General features: G+C 39.1%; 18 protein-coding genes and 1 CRISPR repeat array (1 of these 19 cut by a window edge). Of the genes, 5 read left to right on the top strand and 13 right to left on the bottom strand.

Features of this window, described 5'->3' with window-relative positions:
• Positions 1–209: a CRISPR direct-repeat array (repeat unit 33 nt; unit sequence ATTTCAATCCACTCACTCTAAACAGAGTGAGAC) (it extends 2,549 nt beyond the left edge of the window).
• Between the two features lie 234 nt (positions 210–443).
• The gene (locus tag ABH902_RS02775; protein WP_404589022.1) at positions 444–1,928 is read right to left on the bottom strand and encodes an alpha-amylase; all 1,485 of its coding nucleotides are present in this window, start codon (positions 1,926–1,928) and stop codon (positions 444–446) included.
• A 166-nt stretch (positions 1,929–2,094) separates the two neighbouring features.
• Here ABH902_RS02775 and ABH902_RS02770 point away from each other — a divergent pair, with 166 nt between their 5' ends.
• The 4 genes from ABH902_RS02770 (at position 2,095) to ABH902_RS02755 (ending at position 7,125) form a co-directional block, all read left to right on the top strand.
• Entirely contained in the window at positions 2,095–2,847 is a 753-nt protein-coding gene (locus ABH902_RS02770) for a DeoR/GlpR family DNA-binding transcription regulator (protein ID WP_404589021.1), read from the top strand.
• Entirely contained in the window at positions 2,844–3,758 is a 915-nt protein-coding gene (gene pfkB / locus ABH902_RS02765) for a 1-phosphofructokinase (RefSeq protein ID WP_404589019.1), read from the top strand. The genes ABH902_RS02770 and pfkB overlap by 4 nt, the downstream gene beginning before the upstream one ends.
• 425 nt (positions 3,759–4,183) lie before the next feature.
• On the top strand, positions 4,184–6,100 hold the full coding sequence (locus ABH902_RS02760) for a fructose-specific PTS transporter subunit EIIC (protein ID WP_404589017.1): 1,917 nt from the start codon (positions 4,184–4,186) through the stop codon (positions 6,098–6,100).
• Between the two features lie 281 nt (positions 6,101–6,381).
• On the top strand, positions 6,382–7,125 hold the full coding sequence (locus ABH902_RS02755) for an SDR family NAD(P)-dependent oxidoreductase (protein ID WP_404589016.1): 744 nt from the start codon (positions 6,382–6,384) through the stop codon (positions 7,123–7,125).
• Positions 7,126–7,173: 48 nt separating this feature from the next.
• Here the strand turns inward: ABH902_RS02755 and ABH902_RS02750 are convergent, their stop codons facing one another.
• The 6 genes from ABH902_RS02750 to ABH902_RS02725 all read right to left on the bottom strand — a co-directional run bounded on the left by ABH902_RS02750 (position 7,174) and on the right by ABH902_RS02725 (position 15,824).
• On the bottom strand, positions 7,174–8,496 hold the full coding sequence (locus tag ABH902_RS02750; RefSeq protein ID WP_404589015.1) for a hypothetical protein: 1,323 nt from the start codon (positions 8,494–8,496) through the stop codon (positions 7,174–7,176).
• Between the two features lie 161 nt (positions 8,497–8,657).
• Positions 8,658–9,896 carry an MFS transporter gene (locus ABH902_RS02745; RefSeq protein WP_404589014.1) on the bottom strand — a complete coding sequence of 413 codons (1,239 nt, stop codon included), beginning with the start codon at positions 9,894–9,896 and terminating at the stop codon, positions 8,658–8,660.
• Between the two features lie 171 nt (positions 9,897–10,067).
• Entirely contained in the window at positions 10,068–11,435 is a 1,368-nt protein-coding gene (gene allB, locus ABH902_RS02740; protein ID WP_404589013.1) for an allantoinase AllB, read from the bottom strand.
• Between the two features lie 28 nt (positions 11,436–11,463).
• Positions 11,464–12,915 (bottom strand): putative allantoin permease, encoded by a 1,452-nt coding sequence (locus ABH902_RS02735; RefSeq protein ID WP_404589012.1) that lies wholly within the window; start codon positions 12,913–12,915, stop codon positions 11,464–11,466.
• A gap of 215 nt (positions 12,916–13,130) precedes the next feature.
• On the bottom strand, positions 13,131–14,402 hold the full coding sequence (locus tag ABH902_RS02730) for an MFS transporter (protein WP_404589011.1): 1,272 nt from the start codon (positions 14,400–14,402) through the stop codon (positions 13,131–13,133).
• Positions 14,403–14,615: 213 nt separating this feature from the next.
• Positions 14,616–15,824: a pyridoxal-phosphate-dependent aminotransferase family protein gene (locus tag ABH902_RS02725; protein ID WP_404589010.1), complete on the bottom strand. Its 1,209-nt coding sequence runs from the start codon at positions 15,822–15,824 to the stop codon at positions 14,616–14,618.
• Between the two features lie 286 nt (positions 15,825–16,110).
• On the opposite strand from ABH902_RS02725, the gene ABH902_RS02720 reads away from it, so the two are divergent.
• Positions 16,111–17,748: a PucR family transcriptional regulator gene (locus ABH902_RS02720; protein WP_404589008.1), complete on the top strand. Its 1,638-nt coding sequence runs from the start codon at positions 16,111–16,113 to the stop codon at positions 17,746–17,748.
• Between the two features lie 186 nt (positions 17,749–17,934).
• Here ABH902_RS02720 and arcC read toward each other — a convergent pair whose 3' ends face one another.
• The 6 genes from arcC to allE all read right to left on the bottom strand — a co-directional run bounded on the left by arcC (position 17,935) and on the right by allE (position 25,241).
• Positions 17,935–18,873: a carbamate kinase gene (gene arcC / locus ABH902_RS02715; protein WP_404589007.1), complete on the bottom strand. Its 939-nt coding sequence runs from the start codon at positions 18,871–18,873 to the stop codon at positions 17,935–17,937.
• 298 nt (positions 18,874–19,171) lie between these two features.
• Positions 19,172–20,440 carry a DUF1116 domain-containing protein gene (locus ABH902_RS02710; protein WP_404589005.1) on the bottom strand — a complete coding sequence of 423 codons (1,269 nt, stop codon included), beginning with the start codon at positions 20,438–20,440 and terminating at the stop codon, positions 19,172–19,174.
• 15 nt (positions 20,441–20,455) lie between these two features.
• The gene (gene fdrA / locus ABH902_RS02705) at positions 20,456–22,213 is read right to left on the bottom strand and encodes an acyl-CoA synthetase FdrA (protein ID WP_404589004.1); all 1,758 of its coding nucleotides are present in this window, start codon (positions 22,211–22,213) and stop codon (positions 20,456–20,458) included.
• Positions 22,214–22,245: 32 nt separating this feature from the next.
• Positions 22,246–23,295, bottom strand: coding sequence for an ureidoglycolate dehydrogenase (gene allD / locus ABH902_RS02700; RefSeq protein ID WP_404589003.1), 1,050 nt, complete (start codon positions 23,293–23,295; stop codon positions 22,246–22,248).
• A 72-nt stretch (positions 23,296–23,367) separates the two neighbouring features.
• Positions 23,368–24,435 (bottom strand): ureidoglycolate dehydrogenase, encoded by a 1,068-nt coding sequence (gene allD / locus ABH902_RS02695; protein WP_404589002.1) that lies wholly within the window; start codon positions 24,433–24,435, stop codon positions 23,368–23,370.
• A gap of 20 nt (positions 24,436–24,455) precedes the next feature.
• A complete protein-coding gene (gene allE / locus ABH902_RS02690; protein ID WP_404589001.1) occupies positions 24,456–25,241 on the bottom strand; it encodes a (S)-ureidoglycine aminohydrolase in 786 nt (261 codons plus the stop codon).
• Between the last annotated feature and the right edge of the window lie 15 nt (positions 25,242–25,256).

Genomic DNA, 25,256 nt, shown 5'->3' with positions numbered 1-25,256 from the left:
AGTGAGACATTCTTCGCTGATGGCTGGGAGTCATTAAAAAAAGATTTCAATCCACTCACTCTAAACAGAGTGAGACTGAAAAATGTATCCGTTTCGGACTGGAAAATTTAATTTCAATCCACTCACTCTAAACAGAGTGAGACTATGAGGGGGATGTGGTTAAGCAAGTGGCTGGTATTTCAATCCACTCACTCTAAACAGAGTGAGACCGTGATTTTTAAGCAGTTTTAAGCTAAATCTGCTTAAAATCTCCTTAGTTCTTTCTCTAAAATTAGAATAGGATTAGAAAAAGAGCATTTTTCGTCAAAAATCAGCTGATTTTTGGTGCGAATCCCCCAGTGATTTTATGGGCACTTGGGGTTCGCACCCCATAGTCATATACTATAGTAAACAATTTATTACTAGTATAATAATTCTATTCGAAGAAGTAAAGACCTCAAAAATTAATTATTATCGCTTATGCGCTTTTTCAGCTGATCAGCGTAAGCTTCATTCACGTAAACAGAAATCTCTTTTTTGTTAACTGGAAAAAGTCCCGTACCAGTTTCATCCAAAGTAACTTTTGCCTCGTTATTTCTTAATACATCAACAAAGGTTTGACCTGCATGAAAAGCACTAACAGTCATTTTTTTCGTTCCCGCTGAAGCATTGGTCATCACAACTGCATAGCCGGACTGTTTTTGCTCGAAACTTCCGGTCCTAGTCCAACCGATTACATCAGCATCATCGAAATAATCCAATTCAGCGCCAAATGAAAGCTGCTCACGAATTTTTAGTAACAGCTCTAATCCATTACCAACTGCATCTACATTTTGAGACGGCATTCCAAACAAATCGCCCCAAAAAACGACTGGCGTTCCTGTTTTTCTAAGTAAAATGAGGGCATAGGCATGAACCTTAAACCAGCCTTCTACCCATGATTCCAGACTTTGACCTTCTTGCGTATCATGATTATCTACAAAAGTCACCGCCCACTCCGGTCGTTCTTTCACCAGTGTACCTTCAAATATTTCACGCATATCGTAATGACCATCAGCGTTGGCAGCCTCACAAAGATGATAATGCAGCGGTACATCAAATAAAGAAATAATCGCGCCGGAACTGTCGATATAATTCACCAGCTTATCCAAACTACTGTTCCAATATTCCCCGACGACAAATAATTCCTTTCCTTTTTCTTCCCTGCGGTTTAACAGCCATTTGGGAAAATAATTAAACTCAATATGCTTGACTGCATCCAAACGATATCCGTCCATATCGGTTATTGACTGGTACCATTTGCCCCACCTATCCAACTGCTCCACCGTTTCTGGATAAGACATGTCCAAATTACAGCCCATTAGGTAATCGTAATTGCCATTTTCCTTGTCTACCTCTTCACCCCAGCCCTTACCAGCAAAATTAAAGATGCCGTGATCCTTGCGACGATCATCAAAGTCAACACCTGAAAAATTCCGCCATGACCAAACATAATCATTGTATTTCTGATTTCTTCCGGGAAAAGTGAACTTAGTCCATGCCAAAATTTCTTCTTTACCAGTAATGACCTTGTTGCGATTTTCCGGATGGTATTTTACCGCAGATACCGTTTCTTCCTCATCCGCTCCCATAAAATGATCAAAAACAATATCTCCATAAACTTCGATTCCAGCTTTTTTTAATGCCTGAATACAGGCTAAATACTCTTCTTTTGTTCCGTACTTCGTCGGTATCGTCCCTTTTTGGTCAAATTCGCCCAAATCATATAAATCATAAGGGGCGTAGCCGACATCTTCCTTCCCACCGGCCCCCTTATAAGCAGGCGGCAGCCAAACACCAGTAATTCCTTTATCCTTTAATTGTTCCGCTAATTGAGTCAAACGTCGCCAATGCTGGCTATCAGCAGGTAAATACCATTCAAAACTTTGCAATATGGTTCGGTTTTCCATGTACATACCTCCAATTTTTCATCTAAACTCATTAAGCCAAGAAGTCAGAACTTTGTCAAACGATAAAATCCTAGCTTAAAAACGATCGGAAAAGAACGTTTTTGAACGATTTTGATTGATTAACTTTTTCCAATATGTTACTATTATCGGTGAAAGAGGTGTGAAAATGCTTACAGAAGAAAGACATCAACATATTTTGCACTTATTGGATCAACAAACTGTAGTACGATCCCAAGATTTATCTACAAAATTAAATGCATCAGAATCAACTATCAGACGTGATTTACAGGAATTAGAAGATGCCGGCTTACTGGAGCGTGTCCACGGTGGAGCAAAAAAAGTACTGGATTTAAACTATGAACAAAACATGACTGAAAAAACAGTCAAAAACACGCAAGAAAAACAAGTAATTGCCGCATTAGCAGCTGAGCAAATTCAAAATGGCGACGTTATTTATTTAGATGCCGGCTCAACTACTTTAGAAATACTGCCTTTTTTAGCTGACAAAGAAATTACCGTAGTAACCAATTCCGTTCATCATGCTGCAAAGCTGGGTGATATGAATGTTGCTACAATGATTTTAGGCGGTTCTTTAAAGCTTTCTACCAAAGCCATTATCGGCGCAACTGGCATGGAGCAGTTAAGTCACTATCGTTTCAATAAAGCCTTTATGGGCATGAATGGAGCTCATACTGAATTTGGTTTTACTACCCCCGATCCTGAAGAAGCTGCCTTAAAACGTTTAGCAATGGCTCAGGCAGAAGAAGCCTATGTATTGATTGATCCGTCAAAATTAAATGCAGTGACGTTTACGAAAGTCGCTGAACTAAATACAGCAACTATTTTAACCAGTCCCTGTACCAAAGAATTATTGGAACCTTTTCAAGAAAAAACCGTTATCAAGGAGGCTGCAAAATGATTTATACCGTGACACTGAATCCATCGATCGACTATATCGTTCAGGTGGACAAGCTTGAGCTAGGTGCTCTAAATCGCATGAAAAATGATTTTAAATTGCCCGGTGGCAAAGGGATCAACGTTTCCCGTATCCTTAACCGAATTCAGACAGAATCTACTGCGCTGGGTTTTTTAGGAGGATTTACCGGCAATTTTATTGCCGATTGGTTAAAAAATGAACAAATTACCACAAACTTCACTACCGTTCAAGCAGATACTCGCATTAACATTAAGCTCAAATCTGACAAAGAAACAGAAATCAATGGTCTAGGTCCTGTGATTTCTATCGAAGAAATGGAGAGTTTAAAAGAAACGTTACGCAGTATTTCGGCAAATGATATTGTGGTTTTATCCGGCAGTACCCCCGCTTCCCTGCGTTCAGGTTTTTATGAAGAATTAATTCAGATCATTAAGGAAAAAAAGGCAGAGTTCGTCATTGATACAACCGGTAATGATTTGCGAAACGCTTTAGCACAAAAACCATTATTGATTAAACCAAATAATCATGAGCTGGAAGAATTATTTGATGTCCAATTTCAAACAATCGAAGCTATTCTTCCTTTTGGAAAACGTTTATTAACAGACGGAGCTCAACATGTCATTATTTCAATGGCAGGCGACGGTGCATTACTTTTTACAAATAACGGTGTTTATCGTTCAAATGTTTTAAAACGTCCGCTAAAAAATTCTGTTGGCGCAGGTGATTCAATGATCGCTGGCTTTGTAGGCCGCTTTTCAACACATAAAGACCCTGTCGAAGCCTTTAAATGGGGCGTCGCCTGCGGCAGCGCAACTGCCTTTTCAGATGATTTAGCTTCTGAAGCATTTATTCGAGAACTAATTGAAGAAGTGGTTATTGAAAAAATCGATTGAAATTACTGAGAATCACAGTGAAATGAAATTGAACTGATGATGAACAGTACAAGACTTGCTGAGAATCACAGTGAAATGAAATTGAGCTGATGATGAACAGTACAAGACTTGCTGAGAATCACAGTGAAATGAAATTGAACTGATGATGAACAGTACAAGACTTTCGCAGAAAGTGTTGATCATTACTGATATCTAGCTGCACAGGCTAACTCTTGGGAAAAAAGATAAATTGCGAATAAGGCAAAGAGCGCCTTTTTCTCAATTTCCTATTTTTCTGTCAGAGCTGAACGAGCCTGTTCCGCTTTTGCTGAGAATCACAGTGAAAGAATTGAACTGATGATGAACAGTACAAGACTTTCGCAGAAAGTGTTGATCCTTACTGATATCCAACTGCACGAATCAATCTTTAGAAAAGAGGAATTGTAATGAATATTAATGATTTATTGATTAAAAAGGCAATGATCATGGATTTGCAAGCAACCGATAAAAAAGGAGCCATTGATGAAATGGTCCAAAAGATATACGACAGTGGTAGAATTTCAGATATTGATATTTACAAAGAGGGAATTTTAGCACGTGAAGCACAGACATCCACTGGTTTAGGGGATGGAATTGCCATGCCTCATGCGAAAAATAGTGCTGTGAAAGAAGCGACTGTTTTATTTGCTAAAAGTACACACGGAGTTGATTATGAAGCCTTGGATGGTCAGCCCACTTATCTATTTTTCATGATCGCTGCTCCAGAAGGCGCCAATGACACCCACCTTCAAGCCTTGGCTGCACTTTCTCGTCTGTTGATTGACCCTGATTTTGTTGCAAAATTAAAAGAAGCAGCCACTCCCGAACAAGTCCAGCAGTTGTTTGAAACAGCCGAAGCGGCCAAAAAAGCAGAGGAACAGCAAGAACAAGCCCAATTAGCAACAGACTCTGCCAATCCTCGTAAATTCATTGTAGCAGTTACAGCTTGTCCTACAGGTATCGCACACACCTATATGGCCGAGGATGCTTTAAAGAAAAAAGCCAAAGAGCTTGGCGTTGACATCAAAGTGGAAACGAATGGTTCTGAAGGAATTAAAAATCGCCTAACAGCAGATGATATTGCGCGGGCTGATGGCGTCATTGTCGCTGCAGATAAAAAGGTAGAAATGAATCGGTTTGACGGAAAAGAATTAGTGAATCGTCCAGTCAGCGATGGTATTCGCAAAACAGAAGAACTCATTAATCTGGCAATCAGCGGACAAGCACCCATTTTTCATGGAAATGAAGTCGAAACTACAAAAGACGAAGCGGCCGCCAGCGGTTCAATTGGCTCACGTATCTATAAAGATTTAATGAACGGTGTTTCTCACATGCTGCCTTTTGTTATCGGCGGCGGAATTGCCATTGCCCTTTCCTTTATGATTGACCAATTTATCGGTGTTCCCCAAAACGCTTTAGAGCATCTTGGTACGTACAATCAAGTTGCTAGTTGGTTTAACCAAATTGGAACTGCTGCTTTTGGATTTATGCTGCCTGTTTTAGCCGGATTTATTGCTTCCAGTATTGCTGATCGTCCTGGTTTAATTGTCGGTTTTGCCGCAGGTGCGCTAGCAAATACGGGTGGTGCAGGTTTCCTAGGCGCATTGATTGGTGGGTTTCTTGCTGGATATGTGATTGTTTTCCTTAAAAAGCTTCTCAAAGGTCTGCCTAAATCCTTAGACGGAATTAAAACTATTCTTTTCTATCCGGTTTTTGGTCTATTAATTACAGGTGGCCTTATGCTGTTAATAAATGTTCCAATGAAAATTATTAACGACGGCTTAAACCATTTTCTAATAAGTCTTGATGGAACGAATGCGGTACTTTTAGGCGCATTACTTGGTGGAATGATGGCTATTGACCTTGGTGGACCGATCAATAAAGCGGCTTATGTTTTTGGTACAGCTTCTATTGCAGCAACAGTGACAGAAGGTGGGAGTATTATTATGGCTTCAGTTATGGCCGGCGGTATGGTGCCACCTTTAGCAATTTTTCTTGCCAGCCTTCTTTTTAAAAATAAATTTACAAAAGAACAAAGAGATGCTGGCTTAACTAATCTAGTGATGGGCTTGTCCTTTGTTACCGAAGGTGCGATTCCCTTTGCAGCTGCTGACCCGATTCGTACGATCCCAAGCTTTGTCGTCGGTTCTGCGTTGGCCGGCGGTTTAGTCGGCGGCTTTGGCATTCGTCTATTAGCTCCTCATGGTGGAATCTTCGTAGCTTTATTACTGACTCATCCACTTTTATATCTATTATTCATTGCCGTTGGCACGATTGTTTCAGCGCTTGTATTAGGACTTTTAAAAAAACCAATTGCTGAATAACACAAACACAATTAGAAAAGCTGAAATAAAAGTTATTACTTTTGTTTCAGTTTTTTTTTGCTTTTTTTATTTGAACTGACTAAATTTTTATTAAATAAACAATTAATTTTCAAATCTTATTGGTGGCTTAAATGAATATTCTATATTAAACTTATAGTTAAGAAATCACGTTTTTCATCTGAATTCGTTCTGCGTTCAGTGAAATTCCAGCATTCACAAACAGCAGGTTTTGTTCAAAAACCAGAAAGGATAACTATAATTTTAATTATAGCGGTTTTTTTATGAAAAAATTATCAAATAAAGTGGTATTGATTATTGAAAGTAATAGTAGTATTGGCCACAAAACCGCTCTTTTTGCAGCACAGGAAGGTGCAACGGTTATTTGTACTGCGCGCCAACAATTTAAAGCAGAAGTTATCCTCGCTGAAATCCTTAAAAACGGCGGCACTGGTTTAGCAATCACTCATAATCCTAGCTCTTTGTCCAGTTGGAAAAAACTAATTACAACGATCACCCGTACCTACGGAACAATCGATGTGATGGTAAATAACGCAGGAATCTCCTCTCCAAAATTAATTTTAGACACAACAGCAGCAGATTGGTTCTCTATTCAAGCGAATGAAATTAATAGTATTGTTTACGGCTTAGAAGCAGTCCTGCCAATTATGCTAAAAAACGGCGGCGGCTCAATCGTTCATGTTGCTTCAATTTTAGGTTATCAAGGAGAAAACGTTTCTCCATATAATGCTGCTCAAGAAAGAATTCGTTCGCTTATTCAGCGTACTTCAATTGATTTTGCTGTAAATAATGTTCGTATCAATTCAATTTGTCCCAATACAATTGAAACACCCTTAATAGAGTTTGCTTTCCCGGAAAAGAGTACTCATTATCGAAAATCAGTGCCTTTTGCATCTTTTGGCAAGCCGGAAAACATAGCAAACAGCATTATATACCTTGCATGTGATGAATCCAGTTTTATTACTGGTGCAGAATTAGTAATAGATATCGACTCAACGATTATCTGAAAAAGCCCTGAACTTTGAAATGTCACTCAAAGTTGCAGGGCTTTTCTCTTATTCACTATTATCTAAGGTCTGATTGACTGTTTCTAAACGACTATAATCCAAAAAAACGACCCGCAAATGATTCTTCGCTTTATTTAAATCAAAACGCGTGGAAGATTCCTTTTGCTTAAGATTACTGATATTAACATCAAATAACTTATCCCATAAAGCCTCTAACGGAAGATCCTTCATTGCTTCTTTAGGTAAATAAAAGCGCAGAACAGAAGTAAAATCCTCATACTTTTTATCCAACACATTAATCTCTAAAAACTGACGAATATAAAATTCATAAGCACCAAGTCCGCCATCAATCGCTTTTTCAGGATCCAGTACCCGATAATTCATCATTTTACGACTTTTTTCATCAATCCAAGGAAAATACGCTTGTGCATTTAATATTCCCCTTGTGCGATTCACTATTGACCGTTGATTTAAGTAATCCTCACTCCTTGTGACAAACATCGTAGCATCCTTTTTTTCAACTGGCTGGAAATATTCATTCTGATATTGTACCGTTTGGATCGTGTCTTTCACAAAGGCATACTCGATATACGGTGGACGTAATACACCAGTCCCATTCGTCCAAGCCAGCTGATCAAAACCCATCTGATCTCTAAAAAGCCGCTGATATTTCTGATTGATCGGCAAATCCCAGTTAAACGGGGAGCTGAAAAGAGTAACTTCAATCAAGTGATTGTCCAGCTCTCTCACGGTTTCAACCTGTTGAACTTCTAAAAAGATTGCTCTTGGTATTACCTGAAAATAGATACTCGAATAATACATTTTCCAGCAAGAGGTTAAACACAAACCTTTAAAATGAACATCATATCCTGCTAACTGATTACAATCGATAATAATCTCTTTTTGCTCATTATAGCGCTTTGGCAACGCGCTGATCTCAGCTGCGCCTTCAAAGTCACGCTTTTCAATTCTTTCTACATTGTTGTATAAGAATTCATCCAGCGAACGAATATAGCCGTACACGCCATGTCTGCTTAATTTCATTTCTAAATAGTTTTCAATCATAAATTGATGAGTCAAAAAAAGCTCTTTTTCAACTATTGCACGCTCAAAGAGACTTAAATTAGCAATATGCAGCTGGAACTCTCCATCCCGACTTTTTACTTTAATCCATATGTCTTCTTTTTTTGTCAAGTCATGCAGCTGCTTAGACACTTCTAGGAAATCAATGTTTTCTTCGTTAAACCAACAATTTTCCGGAATTGTTAAAATGCGGATAAAACTCAGCCAATCCACAATTTCAGCTTTCAATTCTTTTAAAGAAAAACCTGTTCGTTGAGCCGTCATGTATATTTTTTCAGTTTTTTTCATTTGACTCACCTCATTCCCTAAGATAAGTATAACGAAAAAAAAGCCAGAGTTCATCTAATATACTCCCAAACAGATCTTTTTCATTTCTATATATTATGTACAACTAAAAAAGCTTCCTCTTTTCACCAAGTAGGAAAAAAGAGTGAAGCTTGTAAGTAGTTTTATTTTTTTGCCTCTGGTCTTACAAATACACGATTAATCAAATAAAACAACAGCGTGCCAACACCAATAATGATAATGGCCAAATAGAAAGCATATAGCTTAGAACCTGTAATATCCGAAATCTTTCCTGTCAAAGAAGGAACAATAACCGAAGCCGACATCCCAAAAAAGTTAAAGAAGCCGTACATCGTAGCAATGCCGCCTTTGGGAGCACCTTCTCCCAGCCAAGAAATGATGATTGGTTCAACTGCCAATTTTCCAAAAAAGCCGTACGCCATAATTCCAAAGACCAAAAGTGTTTGGTTCGATGTGGTAATCGTTAAAAATAAAACGCCGGCCGCCAAAATTTCCAGTAGAATGATCAACTGAATCTTTTTCTTGGGCAGCTCATCTGCGATTCTGCTAAAGAATAAGGCGCCCGGAATGGCCGTAAAAAAGACCAATGACGAAGCTAAGCCAACAGATGTTCCTGAAAAATCTTTTTCTGTTTCTAAAAAATTTGGTAGCCAGGTATCAATTAAATAATACGTGTACAACGTAGAAAAGTACAAAATATAAGCAGAAATCATTCTTGGTTTAAACAATGCTTTCAATGATAAAGACTGCTTTGGTTGATTTTCTTTCACCACCGCTGTTGACTGTTTTGGTTTTTCCATTTTAATGTAGCGCCAAAACATAAGAATTGCTAATAAGATTAAAGCAACCGTTGCAAATACCAAAGCCTGCCAAGGCAGCTTTCCCGTGCCCACTAAATAACTGGAGGAAACTAACCCTAACCCACTGCCAATTGCTGTTCCACTGTTAATAATTGCTGTAGATAAACTTCGTTTTGAAGCTGGAACATATTCTGCAGTTAAAGAGTACGCCACACCATAATAGGTACCGCAGCCTAATCCGGCTAAAACACTCCCGATAAAAACAATGCTGATGCTCTGAGCCATGCCTACTATCAAGGCGCCTGCACCAAATAACAGGAAGCCAGGAATCAATATTTGTTTCTTACCTAATCGATCCACCAGCAAGCCTGATGGAATTTGCATACATACATAGCCTAAAAAATAAAAACTTGAGATATTTCCTAATTGAGCATTGGTTGCTCCGCCAAAATAGTCGCTGATTATTGGATAGATCGGTGTCAGAATGGTGCGATATATCCAAATAACGATCCAGCCGATTGTTAAAATGTACATGATCTGTTTCCAATAAGGAACGACTTTTTTTACCTCTTCCATATTCATCACATCACCTTCAGCAGATTTTATCAAATGAAGCATTTCACTTGAGCAATTAAAAAGTCGTAAATAAGAACGATTGAAAAAGCAACCAGACGAAAAGAACGCTATTCTTATGTCTGATTGCTTCCTGATTTATTTATTTATTTGTTTGTTGGTAACAGTGATTTCGAGGAGCTATTTTTTGATGAACTCACCAATAAAGTCAGATGAGACACCAGCTTCTTGACTGTAAATCACTTCTCCTCTTAAAATTGTTTGAACCACTTGCGCACCAATTTCACGGCCGATATATGGGCTGATTTTGTTGCGGTACTCTAAATCTTCTGCTTTTAGTGTATAAGGTGCATTTGGTTTAATGAATACGAAGTCTGCATCTTTCCCAACGCTGATACGGCCTTTTTGATTTAAATCATAACGGTCAGCTGGATTCGCTGCAATGATATCTGCAAATTGTTTTAATGACATACCACGTTTTTGAACCCCTTCGTCATAAAGCACATCTACATTATTTTGAACGCCGGAGATGCCGCCCCATGCTTCAAAGGCATTTTCTTTGTCTTTCAAGTCAGGCGTACACGGTGAATGATCAGAAGTGACAAAATCAATTTCACCAGCTAAAAGCTTGTTCCACATTTCGTTTTGGTTTTCTTTGTCGCGGATTGGCGGTGAACATTTTACAACTGGTCCAATCGCATCTAATTCATCTAAGTCAAAGTATAGATAATGTGTACAAGTTTCGCAGGTAACATCTACACCTTCTTCTCTTGCTTTCGTTACTTCTGCAACACCTTCTGGACAAGCGATGTGGCAAATATGAATGCGACAGCCAGTTTCTTTAGCAAGTAAAATCGCACGACGAATTGGTTCAACTTCAGTAAAGACTGGACGAGATGCTACATAAGCTTTTAAGGTAGTTTCGCCATTTTTATAAGCAATTTCACCTAATTTATCGGTAATCGCTGCGTTTTCCGCATGGATAGCTAACACTTTACCAGTTTTAGCAATTTGTTTCATTCCTTCATAAAGAGAATAATCATCTACGTTCATAAAGTCGCCATCAATGCTTCTGTCGCCACAAGTAGCCATAAAGCATTTGTATGCTGCAACGCCGCCGTCATTTAATTCTTGAATACCGCCTTCTAGGTTATAAGGAACTAAGCCGCCGAATGAACCAACGTCAGATTTCAGCTTACCTTTACCTGCTTCATATTTCACTTCAAGAGACTTGCCGTCTACAGTTGCAGGTACTTGATTTAAAGGCATTTCCATAAAGGAAGTTACGCCGCCTTTAGCACAAGCAGCAGTTCCTGTTTCATAGCCTTCCCATTCGTCACGATAACCGCCACCAGGATCAGTAATATGCACATGGGCATCAACCATTCCTGGGCTGACAACTAGTCCAGCTGCGTCAATGACTTTTTCGCTATCGCCTAAATCTGTTCCAATTGCAGCAATGACACCATCTTTAATTGCGATGTCTGTTTTGACTTCACCGGATTCCAAAATTACTAATCCATTTTTGATTACTAAATCATAACTCATGTTCGTTCCTCCTATTTTTGCAATGAATTTATAAAAATTTTTTTAAGCCCAAATATAAACAAAACGCTGATGCAAAACCGGCAAGCCAAGACACATCGGAAATCACTCTCAATGCTGGAATAAAATTACCGATTAAACAAATGATTAACGCAATAATTGTTGCCGCATAGGCGGACTTATTCAAACCCTTGTAAATATTTTTTTGATTATCCGCCGCTGGGTCCATATACAGCTGATCTAAATCAATCGATTGCTTTTGTACAAAATAATAATGGGCAATCATTACACCGGCAACCGGACCTAAAACCGCGCCAATCGTATTCAAGAATAAGAAAATACTATCAGAATTTTCCATTAATTTCCATGGCATAATCAGAAAACTAATAATACCTGCAATCCATACCCCTTTTTTGTAGTCAAGCTTTTTAGGGAATAATGCACATAGCTGATAAGCAGCAGGAATAATATTTCCTGTCGCATTTGTAGATACAGTGGTTAATAAGAACACTAGCATTGACACAATAATAGCAAATGAATTATCCCAACGGTCAACAATATTCAGGATATTCCATTCTTCAATGCCATAATGAATCGAACCGCCGATTAAAATCGCTACACTTGAAAAAGCGAAAATGCCATAAGCGACTAGTAGACTGGCTGTTTGTCCAATTGTTTGTGCCCGAGTTGATTTTGCATTTTGCGTAAAATCAGAAACACTGGCACCCGGCGCTGCCCAGACAGCCAAGACAGAGTTAATAATCATAAAGTATACTAATAAGGGAGCATGGGTATGTGTTGCTCCTGCAACGTCATAAGCTAAAATTGGTCCGATACCGCCAGAAACCTTGATCGCCCAAATTGCCATCCCGCCGAAAACAATATAGATTAGCGGACTTAAAATCGCAGTAAATTTATTTAAAATCTTACCGCCGCCCAAGCCAATCAGCATATTGATTAGCCAAAAGATCGTAAATGCAAGTAAACCCGGGATTGAAATACCCAAGAATCTTGTTGTTCCTCCAATGGTTAAGAAATCAGGCCAAATCTTACCAATTAGAATGAGTAACGCTAAAGAGCCTGTGTAGTTCTGCAATCCGAACCAGGCAATGGCCGCCACACAGCCTCTAAGAAAGCCAGGTAGCTTAGCCCCTAGATCGCCATAGGTAGATCGCAGATGAATTGCAAAAGGGATACCATACTTCGAACCAGCTCTGCCGTTGAAGGTCATAAACAGCGCGACTACCAATGCACTGATTACTAAAGCTAACATAATATTCAGTGGCGACAGGCCTAGAAATAAAAAGCCGCCGACTGCTGTGTAATTCGGTATATTATGTACCGAGCCCATCCACAGTGTAAAATAATTCATTGCACCCATCATTCGCTTGGATGCAGGTTTTGGGAGCAGATCCTCATTATACCCACGATCGTGGTAGCGCTCTAGTTCCTCCTCCGAAATCTGGTAGTCCGTATTTTTCATTATTCCGCCTCCTTATTAAGCGCTTTCAATAAAAAAAGAAAATAAAGACAGCCTTTTTATTTCTGTTCTCCCTTTTTTAATTGACGCTTACTTTTAATCATACTTTTTATACCCTTTTCCCCAAAAAATTTTATAAAAAATGACGTGTCTGATCTTCGCTAACTTTTTAGTTATTTAAAGGTCAAACACATCATTTTTACTCATGAATGAAACATTTATTTAACAGTTGATTCTGCTTTCTTTTTGCCTAGGTTTGCTAGTAAGAATAATGCAGTACCTGCTACTAGTAAAATAACAGCGATGTAAAAGCCCATTACTTTTGAACCAGTTGCATCGGAAATTGAACCAGTTAAAGCTGGCGCGATCACAGAAGACATCATTCCAAAGAAGTTAAATACCCCTAGAGTTGTACCGATACCGATTTTAGGCGCATTTTCACCTAGCCAAGAAATGATAATTGGTTCAACAGCTAGTTTACCTAAAAATCCATATAAAATCAATCCAATTAATAACAATGTAGAATTTGAAGCTTGCACCGTCAATAACAACATTGCTGCAGCTAAGAATTCTAAAACAACGATAAATTGTACTTTTTTGTGCATAAATTTATCCGCTAAACGGCTGAAGAACAATGCCCCAGGAATAGAAGCAAATGCTACAAGAGAAGCAGAAAATCCAATTGCAGCTCCTTCAAAGCCTCTTTCAGTACCAAGGAAGTTCGGCAACCAAGTAACTGTCATGTAGTAAGCGTAACAAGTTGCAAAATATAAAATATAAGCAAATAACATTTTTGGTGAGAATAATTTCTTAAATGAAACATTTTCTTTAACAACTGGTTTTTCTTCTTTTGCTGCTTCTTCTGCTGCTGATTGCGCTAAGAATGCGGCATCTTCTTTGTTGTTACGAATAATTGCTGTAAACGCTACTAACATACAGATGATTAATACAACTGAAATGTACATCATTGTTTGCCAAGGTAGATTTTGTTGAACAACTAAATAACTTGATAAAATCAATCCTAAACCTGAACCAACTGCTGAACCGCTGTTAACAATCGCAGTTGAGAAGCTCTTCTTGTCTTTTGGAATGTTTTGAGAAGTCAAAGAGTAAGCTGATCCGTAAAAAGAACCACAACCTAAACCTGCTAAAACACTACCAAGATAAATCATAGAAATGCTTGTTGCTTGTGAGATTAAGAAAGCGGCAATACCAAAAACAATAAATCCTGGAATCAATACTTTTTTCTTTCCAATCTTATCAACTAAAAACCCAGCAGGGATTTGCATTGCTACGTAACCAAAAAAGTAAAAACTTGAAATCGAACCTAGCGCTGTATCTGAGATATTACCGCCAAGTGATTCATTAATCTGCGGGTAAGCAGGAGCTAATGCAGAACGGTAAACCCAAATCGTCACCCATCCTGAACATAATAAAATAATAATTTTTTTCCAATAATCCATTCCTGTACCCTTCACTTTTGCATCCATGTCTTTTCCTCCAACTGTTATTTACATAGCTCTTCAAAAATCACAAAGAGTTTGTGCAATTTGTGCTCGAATAGCCAATAAAACAACTTCTTATTCGCATTAATTGTAAGCGGTAGCAAACTTTCATGCATCATTATTTTTCACAAACTTGTCAAAAAGTTTGTGCAAACCGAACAATGGTACATTCAGTCACACAAACTGATTGACGTAAAACTATTTTTTATAAACCGCTAACGCTGCTTTAACCGCTTCGCCTTTGTTGATATCAGCGCCATAGTAAATCAACGCTCCTTCAAGCGCAGAAAGCACATGTAATACATTTGACTTACGGCTGCTGTAGCCCATATTTCCAATGCGCCAAACTTTTCCTTGTAAGGCACCAAAGGATGAAGCAATCTCAACGCCAAATTCGTCCAGCATTAATGAACGAACCGCTTCGCCGTCAATTCCTGCAGGAATCATTACCGGTGTAACAGTCGGCATTTTAGTGGTCATATCACCATAGAAGCCTAAGCCCATTGCTTTCACGCCTGCAACAATCGCTTGATCATTTTCAGCATGACGGGCATAGACGTTTTCAATGCTTTCGTTGATCAGCATTCTCAACCCTTCATGCAGACCGTAAATCATGCTGGTTGCTTCCGTATGATGGTTGATGCGTTCTTCGCTCCAGTAGCGTTGTAATTGGCTCAAATCAAGATAATTATTATTGATGTGGTTTTCATTACGAATATCTTTGCTTAAGCCTAGCTCTTTTTGGTAGCGTTGATCGAGTACTTTTTCAACACGATCATTGTACGTGATTAAAGATAAGCCTGAAGGTACGCTGACACATTTTTGAGTGCCGGCAACTGCAATATCTACACCCCACGCATCCACTTCAATCGGCACGCCGCCGTATGTTGCCACCATGTCAACGGCAAAAAAGATGTTATTTGCACGACAATGCTGACCGATTTTGTCCAAAGGCTGCATTTGGCCGTTGGCTGTTTCGCCGTGAACCATCGCAACAATTTTAGGTTGAAATTCATCAATGGCTTTAATCACAGCTTCTTGTTCAAAAGGTGCATCCCATTCTTTTTCCAAATAATGAATATCCGCCTGCGCACGTTCACAAATTTCTCCCAAAAGATAAGCAAATCGGCCGTAAACCGGAATTAATACTTTGTCTCCTGGTTCAATTAAAGCAATCAATGCAGCTTCCAAACCAGAACGTGAAGTACCGTCAACGGCAAAGGCTTGTTTATTTTTTGTGCCGAAAGGAATTTTAATCATTTCCTTTACTTCATCCATGATTTGTAGGAAAGCGGGATCAAATTGACCCAAAATTGACGCTGACATTGCTCTTAAAGCCGCCGGATGAGCTTCTACGGGTCCGGGTGTCATAATTGTTCTGCTTGGTATTGATAATTCTGAAAACATATATTTTCCTCTTTTCCATTTTATTTCCATAGTACCTTTATAACACAAAAAGTCATTGTTTGTTAAGAACAAAATATTATTTTTTTTAGACACACAGCACAAGCCATTGTTGAATCAAAATCGACTATCCTATACAATAGAGCTAGCGTGCAAATAGCTGCATAACTTTTATTTTCAAAAAAACGGCAAGTCGTAAATGATGGACTTACCTTTTCACGTACTTTCTATTGACTGAGTTCAAATTAATGATATTTCGCTTTTTTATTTGTTTAGGAGGAGCTCCATTTTGACAACTTTAGAAGATTTATTAAAGATACCCCGATTTTCAGATTTAAAATTATTAACACATCCTGCTCATGCAAACACTATAGTTGAAAGCATCGAAATTTCAGAAACGCCGGATGTTGCCAATTTTATCCCTAAAAAGATTTTTCTTTTGACCACTGCGATGATTTACAAAGACAATCAAAAAGGGCTGATTCCTTTGATTGATTCTTTAAAGGAGCAAGAAGCTTGTGGAATGGGGATTAAGGTCGGTCGCTTTATTGATCGGATTGATCCAGACGTGGTCGAATATGCCAATAAGGTGCAGTTTCCGATTGTTCAGATTCCTAGCACACAGCCTTTAGGTGCTGTGTTGCATCAGCTATTGAATTATCTTTGGGACACAAAAACTGAACAGCTAAGCTTTGCTCTAGATATTCAAAAACGTTTTTCAGATCTTTTGATTCATGATGTAAGTGTCGCACGGTTTATTGCAGATTTTGGTAAAATGATTAACTCTCCTGTAATTTTATTGAGTCCTTACCGTAAAGTCATTGCACATTCTAAACACTTTACGCAAACCTCAAAACCTGCAGAGTATTATGTAGAACAGCTGGTCAGCAAGTATGAACACTGGGGCGAAGATGAGAATGTTTCTTTTGTGATTGATGATTTAAATCAAACGCCGTTGCAGATAGCGGGCTTTACTGTTACTGTAAACAGCTATTTTCCGCATTATTTGTTGATTTTAAATCCTGAGCAGGTGCCTTATCCAATGTCGGAATTTGCGGTTGAGCAGGCATGTCTGGTTCTATCATTTATGCTGTATAAAAATCAAAAAATCCAAGAATCTTTGGGCTTTTTGAAGAGTGATTTTCTGGGACAAATGATCGAATACCAGCAAACACCACATCAGACTCCGCGAGATTGGCTGGATTTAGGCGCAAATTATGGGCTGAAAAAAAGCAATCATTATCAAATTGTTTACGCTGCCTGCAGCCAAACCTCTTCAACGATCACTAAAATTAAATATCAGCAGGAGGAAAGCAACGTTGCGCTCCAGTGGCTGCAGGAAACTTTGCCGCTTAGAATCAAGCATATCAGTATTTTTGAAATCAAGAACACGAATCATTTTGCTATTTTAATTCAAAGTAAGGTGGATAATTTAGATAAAATTCTGGAGGAGGTTTCTCAGGAGCTATCCGCCAAGCTGCCGATTACGTTAACGTTTGCTATTGGTAATTTATATGAAACGACCGAACAAATTGCTAATTCGTTCATTGAAGCCAAAACAGCTTATGAAGAAATGCAGACCTTGACCGAGGAAGCGCTGACGCACCACTACCATCCTAAGGGAATGAAGAGTCTTTTTGAAAAGATGAATTTGGAGGACATTCACTATTTTTGTGAAACGACCTTAAAAGAGCTGGCTTATCCAGTGGAGGATTCTTATATAGAACTACGAAAAACCTTACAATGCTATTTAAGCTTTCAATGTGAAATCTCAAAAACGGCAAAGGAAATGTATTTGCACCGTAATACGATTAAGTACCGCATCGATCATTGTGCAAAATTACTGGGAAAAAATATCCAAGATCCAACCAACAGCTTAAATCTACGCTTGGCTCTGGAACTCTCAGAACGTTCAAATCAACATTAACAAAAAGGTTGAACCAAAAGTTGTTTAGGTGCGAGCAATTGGAGTAAAAAACGACAAATGCGCTTTTTGCATTGGCGGTTTTTATGAAATTGCCGATGTACCTGACTTTTGACCACCATTTGTTCATAAAAAAGAACGGAGTAAAACCAAAAATAGTTTTACTTCGTTCTCTTCTTTTTGTCTGTTTTATCCTGTAATTCGTGTTCCAGCTCGGCCTAATAAGGCTTGATCTGCTTCTTCTAGTGAGCAGATAATCGCTGTTTTTCCTTGTTTCGCAAAAGCAATTGCGGCTTCCATTTTAGGACCCATGCTGCCGTCAGCAAAATGTCCTTCGTCCATATATTGCTGTGCTTTTTTTACAGAAATGGTTTCAAGTTTTTCTTGGTTTTCTTTGCCGTAATTAATGTAAACATTGCTTACGTCCGTCAGCATCATAAAGACATCCGCATCCACTTGTTCAGCTAATTTTTTCCCTGTACGGTCTTTGTCGATAACGGCTTCAATACCGCTTAATAAACCATTTTCCCCACGAACGACAGGGATCCCACCACCGCCACCAGCAATGACGATTGTATTTTGATTTAGCAGATTAACGATTGATTCTACTCCGTGAATTGCTTTTGGCTGTGGTGAAGGTACAACCCGACGGTAGCCGCGGCCGGCATCCTCCATCATTACCCAGTTTTTTTCCGCTTCCATTTGTTTGGCTTCTTCTTCAGAGTAGAAAATACCAATCGGTTTATTCGGATGATCGAACGCTGTGTCTTCTGGTGACACTTCTGTTTGTGTTAATAACGTGATAACATTGCTGGTTAAGCCTTTTGTTTCCAAAGAATTTTTCAAGCATTGTTCCAGCATGTAGCCGATAAAGCCTTGTGATTCCGCATTACAAACATCTAGCGGTAAAGCAGGTACCACGTCTTTTGCTTCTTCGTTTTGTCTTAAAATATTTCCCACTTGGGGGCCATTTCCGTGCGTCAAAACGATTTCATAATCAAGCTCTTCAATTTTTGCAATTAAATCTGCACTGACTTTCACGTTATCCATCTGTACTTCAAGTGTCGCTTTTTGGTTAGGTCTTAAAATTGCATTGCCTCCCAATGCGATTACAACACGATTTGCCATAATAATTCCTCCTTGGATTTGTCTTTAACGACCTGATCTGGTTTTAAGCACTCCTTTTCATAAGCATTTTCAGGTTATAAGAGCATAACAAATAATGCCTACTGAAATCGGTTATTTAAAGAGCTTTAATCGGTCAGTAAGTAGTTCTTTTAACGAGATTTAGTTTTTCTTTTTAGTTCGCTTAGTAATGATCCTCGAGTGTTCTCAGGTCGGATCATCTATAAGGAAGAATCTTAAAGAAGGGGGACTGGTGAGCTTAATTGCTCACCAGCTACCGCTTTCTTTTGTATTGAGTCTATTATTCTGTAAAGCCTAATTTCTTCGCGTAAGCTAAAACAGCTTTTTCAAAACATTCGATTGGTGGTGTAACCGTACCGGCACCAATTTGACCTAAGCCGGCTTTTTTATTGGCAATCCCAGTGTTGATGACTGGTAAGATGCCTGTTTCAACTACTTTTCTAGCATCAATTCCTAGACAGATCCCTTTGAAATCCCAAGTTGGTACCGGGAAGTTCGGGTTGGAGTCAATACAGATTTCAGTCATTTCGTTACTTGTATTTAATGCATCGTAAAAGCCGCCTGAACCTACGAAACGAGTAACTGCTGGCGCAGCGATCATAGCCATACCACCGACACCAAAGGTTTCAGTAATAGCACTGTCACCCATATCTGTAGCAGCATCTGCTTCACTAAAGCCTGAGAAGTACAGTCCTTGAGGTGTATTTACAGGACCTGTGAACCATTCGTCGCCCATACCTGCAATACGGATACCGAATTCGTAGCCATTTCGACACATTGCCGTAACAACTGTTCCTTCTTGAATTTGTCTAGCGCCATCCATGACAGATTTTGCAGAAGCCATCATGATGTTTAAGAAGAACTGATCTGTGTCAGCCAAGAATTGAACCACTTCTTCACGTTTTGTCTGATCAATTTCTGTTAGTCCAACAATAATTGGTGCCATTTCTTTTAAGAAAGCTAATGATGCAGCAATATTACGTTGGTGGAATTCATCACCCATAGCAATGGCTTTTGCGACTAAAACATTCACGTTTAAGCCGTCTTCTTTGGTTTTTAAAGCTGCACTTAAAACAGGAGCCAAAGTATCGCGCATCCATCTTAAACGAGTAATTACTTCTTCAGAATAAGCGCCGAAACGTAATACCGCACCAATCCCTTCGTTCATTGTACAATATGCACGGTTGCCGTCTGTTTTGTTTTCTACAACTAACACAGCCATGTTCGCAGAAGTAATTCCGCCCATTGGTCCAACAGCATTTACGTGATGACATGGAATTAGTTTGACTTCACCGGATTCCAGCATTTTTCTTGCTTCTTCTTCTGTTTCACACCATTCTTCAAATAACGCTGCACCCACACAAGCGCCTTGAATTGGGTCTACCATTTTATCGTAAGTGATCGGAGGGCCAGCATGTAATAATACCTTTCCTTCGTTTAATTCTTTAATTACTGATTTGGCTGGGACTACATCCAATAGAAAAGGAGAACCAGCAACAATTTTTGCTATTACTGCTTGATTTGCTTCATCAATTGTTTTATATGCCATTTTTGTCACCCTTTCTTATTTGCCTAATTCCACTTTATTTAAGAATTGTAATGCTTTTTGCAGTGTAATGTTTCCGCCTGCAACTGGCTGCCAATCGTATTGAACTACTTTTCCGCCATGATTAATGATCGCTTCTGAGAAGCTGCGCAGACCGATATTGATAAAGCCTTGGTTGGTTAATAACGCCAACATTTCTTCTGTAGGCTCAATAGCAACTGGCGTTACTTCTGGAGTAGCTTCAATGGCTTTTGCTTCTTGCGTTAATGGATGATCCAAGATTGCTAAAGCTAAACGAACAGCTTGTGCATTACTTTGACAAAGTAGTACGCCGGCGTCTTTCATGATTGCTTCTTGTTCATGAATATCCTGTGGATCTTCGTCTGTTCCGACAATTGTTCCGATAACGAATAATTCCCGACCGTCAGCTTTAGCTGCCGCTTTGATTTCTTTAATCGTTGGCGCTAATTCTTGTGCCATATTGGCGTGAGAACCATAACCTAAAACAACGTCTAAAAGAATGATAGCTGTTTCAGGATCTTTACCCACTTCTTCCAGCATTTCTTTACGTTTTGTCGGATCGATCATTGGATGTGGTTTGCCTTGAGTATAGACATCATCACCTAAGTCAATGATTTCATGTCCTTGATTTTTTAAGATAAAGCCTTCTGGCGCATGCTCGTCGTCAGTCAATGATAAGCCTTCTTTGACCATCATAGCTGCTTCATAAGCCAACGTACCGCCGGAATATAAGCCTTTAACATATTTTTGTTCTGGTTTGAAAGAATGCTCAGGTGTAGTTACTGTTTCTTCCACCATATGCACTTCTTCATGGTTTAGTAGCTGAACAGCAATTTGCGCTGCTTCTTCCAAGGTATAGGCACGATAAAGATTTTCTTCATGAGCCGTTGGTTTTTCACCTAGGAAAATGGTTACCGCTGGTTTAGAAATACTTCTTAATAAGTTTAAGACTTCATCGCGCACTTCAGGTGCAGGTGGCTTAGAAATAACGACCACCACTTCTGTGTTCGGGTCTTTTTCTAAAGTCATGATGCTGTCTTTTAAGGTGATTCCGCCAATTTCAGCTTTCAAATCACGTCCGCCAGTCCCAATTGCGTTGGTTACACCGCCGCCTAATTTGTGGATAATCGTGGTTACTTCTTGGATCCCCGTTCCGGAAGCACCGACAACGCCGATTTTACCTTTACGAACCGCGTTGGTAAAGGCAACAGGAATACCGTTGATAATTCCAGTACCACAGTCTGGTCCCATTAATAGAAGCCCTGCTTCATGCGCTTTTTCTTTCAAACGTTTTTCATCTTCAATTGCTACGTTGTCACTAAAGCAAAATACATGCTTGCCTTCGTCCAACGCTTTTTCAATTTCAAGTGCTGCATGAGTTCCTGGAATAGAAAAGACAGCTACACCGGCGTCTTTACCAAGTTCAAAGGCTTTGTCCCATGTTTTTACGACTTCTTCGCCAGAAGCATCGCCGCCGCCTTTGGTTTGTTCTTCTAAAAATACATCGATTTCTTTTAAAACTGTTTCCACTAAAGAATCGTCTTCGATATCTAAGACAATCACCATATCGTTAGATGATGCTTTTTCTAGCTCATCTGTATAAAGTCCGCCTGTTTTGAAGATATCTTTGTTTGCTGGTGTTCCCATCATTACTGATACGTTATGCACACCGGCAATTGTATTTAGTTTATTGGTCAACAGCATTAAAACGATTGAATCTTGATAGCTGTTGTCTTTAATAATTGTATGCAGCATTGAAATTCCTCCATTTATTTTTTTGCGTGTATTTATTCCGCAAATTTATTTTTATGATCGTAACGATCATAATGAATATCATCACTCATTAAATATTGATAGATATCGTCCACGATTTCAATTCCGTTTTCTTCATAGTTCTTTTCACGGGCACGTCCACGTTCTCCCGGATAGTTCACTTCTGTAAAGCCGGGACTTGGCTGGATTTCTTTAATTTCATCAAGCATTGTAGAAATACTCTTCTTAAATGCATCAATACCGATAAAGAATTCCGGATTAATTACAATATGCAGTTGGCCTAATTCCCGACCCTTAGATAAATCATGATACATCGAAGAAACGTGTTTGCCAAACGGTACGCCTAGCAAGCTGCCGGATAGAACGTCTACCATCATCATTAAGCCATAGCCTTTAGGACCTGCAATTGGTAGTAAGGCATTGACCGCCATTGAATCAGTGGTTGGATTGCCCTTTTCATCTACTGCCCATGAATCTGGAATAGCTTCTTTTTTAGAACGTGCATGTAAAATTTTGCCCCATGCCTGAACGGTTGTCGCCATATCAAAAGTGATGATGCGATCATCGTTACTTGGTGCTGCAAAAGCAATCGGATTTGTACCAAAATAGGGTTCGCTTCCGCCAAACGGTACGACCATTGGATCAGATTGACAAACTGAAATAGCGACTAAATCTTCTTTAGCGGCTCTTTCCACATAATAAGCCAGCGCGCCACTATGAGAGATGTTGCGTACACCAACGATTGCTACGCCATTTTTCTTTGCCATATCCATTGCATGATCCATCGCTAATTTTGCTGCGACAAATCCGGAACCATTATCGCCTTCAAACATTCCGCAGCTTGGTGCCGTTTGTTCAAATGAAAATTTCGGATCTCTAGTGATTCCGCCTTTGGCAATTCTTTCAGAATAGTATTCTACACGCATTGCGCCGTGAGAATGAATGCCTCTTGCATCTGCAAAGGTCAACACATCACTGACGATTTCTGCATGCTCATCTGATAAACCGGCCTTCGCTATTTTGTTTTTAATCAATTGATGTAAATCTTTTTTCGTTACTCTCATTGTGAAACGCCTCCTTTTAATTAGTGTTAAGAGCTTACTTTTTGTTTGCCAATTCCCGAATGATTTTCTGCTTTATTTCTTTTCACCAAATGCATTGGTATTTTCATAGCGATCATAATGCAAGGTATCGCTTTTTAGATAATCATAAATGTTTTTAACAACTTCAATTCCATCAGTCATCGACTTTTCATAATTAATTTGATTGATTTCGCCTGGATAGTAAACTTGCTTGAATCCGTCAGCCGCTGGGATTTCGTGCAGCTCAGCAACCATTGTATCAACAGATTCTTTAAAGCTTTCTAAATCAGTGAAACGACTTGGATCAATCAAAATATACATTTGACCGACGTCACGACCTTTAGTAATATCATCGTACATTGATGATACGTGTTTACCAAACGGCAGGCCTAACAGCATGCCGGATAAAATATCCACCATCATCATTAAACCATAGCCCTTAGGTCCTGCAATCGGCAATAAGCCGTTGACCTTATGAGGATTTGTTGTAGGGTTACCATCCTTATCCACTGCCCAGGTGTCCGGGATATCTTTGTCTTTAGAACGTGCATCTAATACTTTGCCCCATGCTTGAACGGTTGTCGCCATATCGAAGACAACTGGCTCATGATCTTTTCTAGGTGCTGAAAAAGCGATCGGATTCGTTCCAAAATAATTTTCTTTCCCACCAAACGGTACAACCATTGGATCAGATTGACACATTGCAATCGCGATTAAATCCTGTTGCGCTGCTTTTTTTACATAATAAGACAGTGCACCACTGTGGCTAATTTTTGAGATACCGACAACCGCCACACCAGATTTTTTCGCCATATCAATCGCGTATTGAAGCCCGATGTTTGCCACGTATTGTCCAGCACCGTTTTTACCGTGGACAATCCCGGAGCTTGGGCCGGTTTCTTCAAACTCAATCTTAGGATCAAGCGTTACGCCGCCTTTGTCAATTTGTTCCGCATAATATTCTACTCTGACAGCACCATGTGAATGGATACCGCATGCATCTGCAAAAACCAAATGTGTCGCCACTTCATTTGCATGTTCTGAGTGTAGCCCTGCTTTTACTAATTTGTTTTCAATCAATTCATGCAATTCTTCTGGTTTCACTACAACAGTTTCATTCATTCTTAAACTTCCTCTTCAAATTAAATTTCTGGATCACGGTTACAATCTTTAGAATAAACATACATTAACGGCTCATCACGTCCAACAGCATAAGCTGCTTGCTGTACATAAGAGCTCATAAAAATGTAATCTCCTTTTTCTACCGGCATCCATTCATTATCTAAATTGTACATTCCTTGACCTGAAAGTAGGTAAGCGCCATGTTCTTGATAATGAGTTTCAATGTAGCCATGGCTTGCTCCTGGTTCAAATGAAAGAATGTGGAAATTCATGTCAAAACCTAAGTCCTTCGGCAAGAAATCCCATAACAAAACATCCTTCATGCCTTCGTATTCAACTGGTTGAATATCGTTTACGTTTCCTACCACTTTATGTGCTTCATAGCCTTCAAGCGGTTGATAACGTTTTTTGTACAAGAAGATTTCTGTGTCAGCGTCTTGAGCATTTTCTAAATACATCAATGTGCTGGCAGGTAAATAAACATAGCCACCTTTGGTTACTTCGTGCGTTTCTGAACCGTCGCTTACTTTTAATTTTCCATCAATAACGTAAACGATTGTTTCGATTCCTTCGCCGCCGAAGCCGCGTTGATTTTTACCGTCTTTGTGCATAGTGATGATGTAATCTACAAAATTAGCGCCTAATTGTTTTGAGCCTAAAATAGAACAATCACAATTTTCAAAGCCCGGAATCACATTATTTACCAATCCATCATGTGGAATTAATGCATAATTATTTTTTTTGATCACTGCTCTTGAAGATAATAAACCGTCAAGATAGCCTGTTTGATTATTTTTGTAACCCATTTTACTGCCTTCTTT

The sequence above is a fragment of the Enterococcus sp. UD-01 genome (genome assembly GCF_044909655.1).
Taxonomy (GTDB): domain Bacteria; phylum Bacillota; class Bacilli; order Lactobacillales; family Enterococcaceae; genus Enterococcus_L.
The sequence above is the reverse complement of the archived record's forward strand: the minus strand, read 5'-3'. Positions and strand labels throughout refer to the sequence as shown.